The sequence below is a fragment of the Micrococcus sp. HMSC31B01 genome, from assembly GCF_001816085.1.
Taxonomy (GTDB): domain Bacteria; phylum Actinomycetota; class Actinomycetes; order Actinomycetales; family Micrococcaceae; genus Micrococcus; species Micrococcus luteus.
Genome location: NZ_KV824978.1, coordinates 1 through 1,746, shown reverse-complemented (window position 1 = coordinate 1,746; position 1,746 = coordinate 1). Strand labels below are relative to the sequence as shown.

Genomic DNA, 1,746 nt, shown 5'->3' with positions numbered 1-1,746 from the left:
CGGCGTCCGCGTCGGACGACGTCGGCTCCGGTGCGCCGGCCAGGTCGAGCCACATCCGGCCCACGTCCGAGTCCCGGGCGTCGTCGAACGCGGACGCACCGGAGGCGGAGCCGCTCCGGCCGGTCGTCTCCGACCGGTGGGCGGCCCCGCCTCCGACGTTCCTGCGCGATCGGGTCATCCGGCCGCGGTGTCCCCCGGAACCGCGGTCAGGGCCGGGGCCTCGTCGTCCTCGGCCTCCGGGGCCACGCCGATGCCGAGCTTCGTGAGGATGCGCTCCTCGATCTCGTTGGCGAGGTCCGGGTTGTCCCGGAGGAAGCGACGGGCGTTCTCCTTGCCCTGCCCGAGCTGGTCCCCGTCATAGGTGAACCACGCGCCGGACTTCTTGACGATGCCCTCCTCGACACCCATGTCGATCAGGCCGCCCTCGCGGGAGATGCCGACCCCGTAGAGGATGTCGAACTCGGCCTGCTTGAAGGGCGGGGCCATCTTGTTCTTGACGATCTTCACGCGGGTGCGGTTGCCGACGGGGTTGCCGGCCTCCTTGAGGGTCTCGATGCGGCGGACGTCGATGCGCACGGACGCATAGAACTTGAGCGCCTTGCCGCCCGTGGTGGTCTCCGGGGAGCCGAAGAACACGCCGATCTTCTCGCGCAGCTGGTTGATGAAGATGGCCGTGGTCTTGGTCTGGTGCAGGCGGCCGGTCACCTTGCGCAGCGCCTGGGACATGAGGCGGGCCTGCAGGCCGACGTGGGAGTCGCCCATCTCGCCCTCGATCTCGGCGCGCGGGGTCAGCGCGGCCACGGAGTCGATGACGACGATGTCCAGGGTGCCCGAGGAGACGAGCATGTCCATGATCTCCAGGGCCTGCTCGCCGGTGTCCGGCTGGCTGACCAGCAGGGCGTCCGTGTCCACCCCGAGCTGGCGGGCGTAGACCGGGTCCAGGGCGTGCTCCGCGTCGATGAAGGCCGCGATGCCGCCGTTGCGCTGCGCGTTGGCCACCGCGTGCAGGGCCAGGGTGGTCTTGCCCGAGGACTCCGGGCCGTAGATCTCCACCACGCGGCCGCGCGGCAGGCCGCCGATGCCCAGGGCCACGTCCATGGCCACCGAGCCCGTGGGGATGACCTCGACGGGTGCCTGGGTCTGGTCCCCCAGCCGCATGACGGAACCCTTGCCGAACTGCTTGTCGATCTGGGCGAGAGCGGCCTCGAGGGCCTTCTCGCGATCCGTCACCTTGCTCATCCTTCACCCCTAGCTCTGGTGGTGCTGCCGCGGACGCTGGAGCGCCCGCCTCGGTCATGTCCGTGAATCTACGGGGGGCGGCGGACACGATAAGCGTGGCCGGCCCCGCCTGTGCACGAGATCACCCCGTCGCACTGCTGTGCAGGACTCTACCGCATTCTTCGAACACGTGTTCGAACAGGGGCAGTGCCCCGCCAGCGCGTCGCGGCGTCAGCGTTTCGGCGGCACGTCCCGACCGAGACGCCGCTCCTGGGGGATCTCATGCAGGTCGCAGACCGCCAGCCAGACCCGCCGCGGGTCCACGCCGGCGGCGAGCGCCGCCGTCGCGGTGGTGTCCAGGCCGGGCAGGTGCAGGGAGTCGGCCACGAGGCCGGCCCGGGCGGGGCCGAACTCCTCGTCCATCAGCCGGCGGAACTCGCTCTCGCGCACGGGCGGTCCTCTCTGTGGTCGGTCGCGGGGTCAGGGACGGGGACGCAGACGGCGCGGGCGCCCCGAGACGGGGCGCCC

The 1,746-nt window shown here is 71.4% G+C and carries 2 protein-coding genes; both read right to left on the bottom strand.

Annotated features, from left to right (window positions below):
* Positions 1–174: 174 nt before the first annotated feature.
* Complete coding sequence (gene recA / locus HMPREF3105_RS02470; protein WP_070708704.1) at positions 175–1,239, bottom strand: recombinase RecA; 1,065 nt, start codon at positions 1,237–1,239, stop codon at positions 175–177.
* Positions 1,240–1,449: 210 nt separating this feature from the next.
* Positions 1,450–1,668, bottom strand: coding sequence for a DUF3046 domain-containing protein (locus HMPREF3105_RS02465; RefSeq protein ID WP_002856506.1), 219 nt, complete (start codon positions 1,666–1,668; stop codon positions 1,450–1,452).
* Positions 1,669–1,746: the final 78 nt, after the last annotated feature.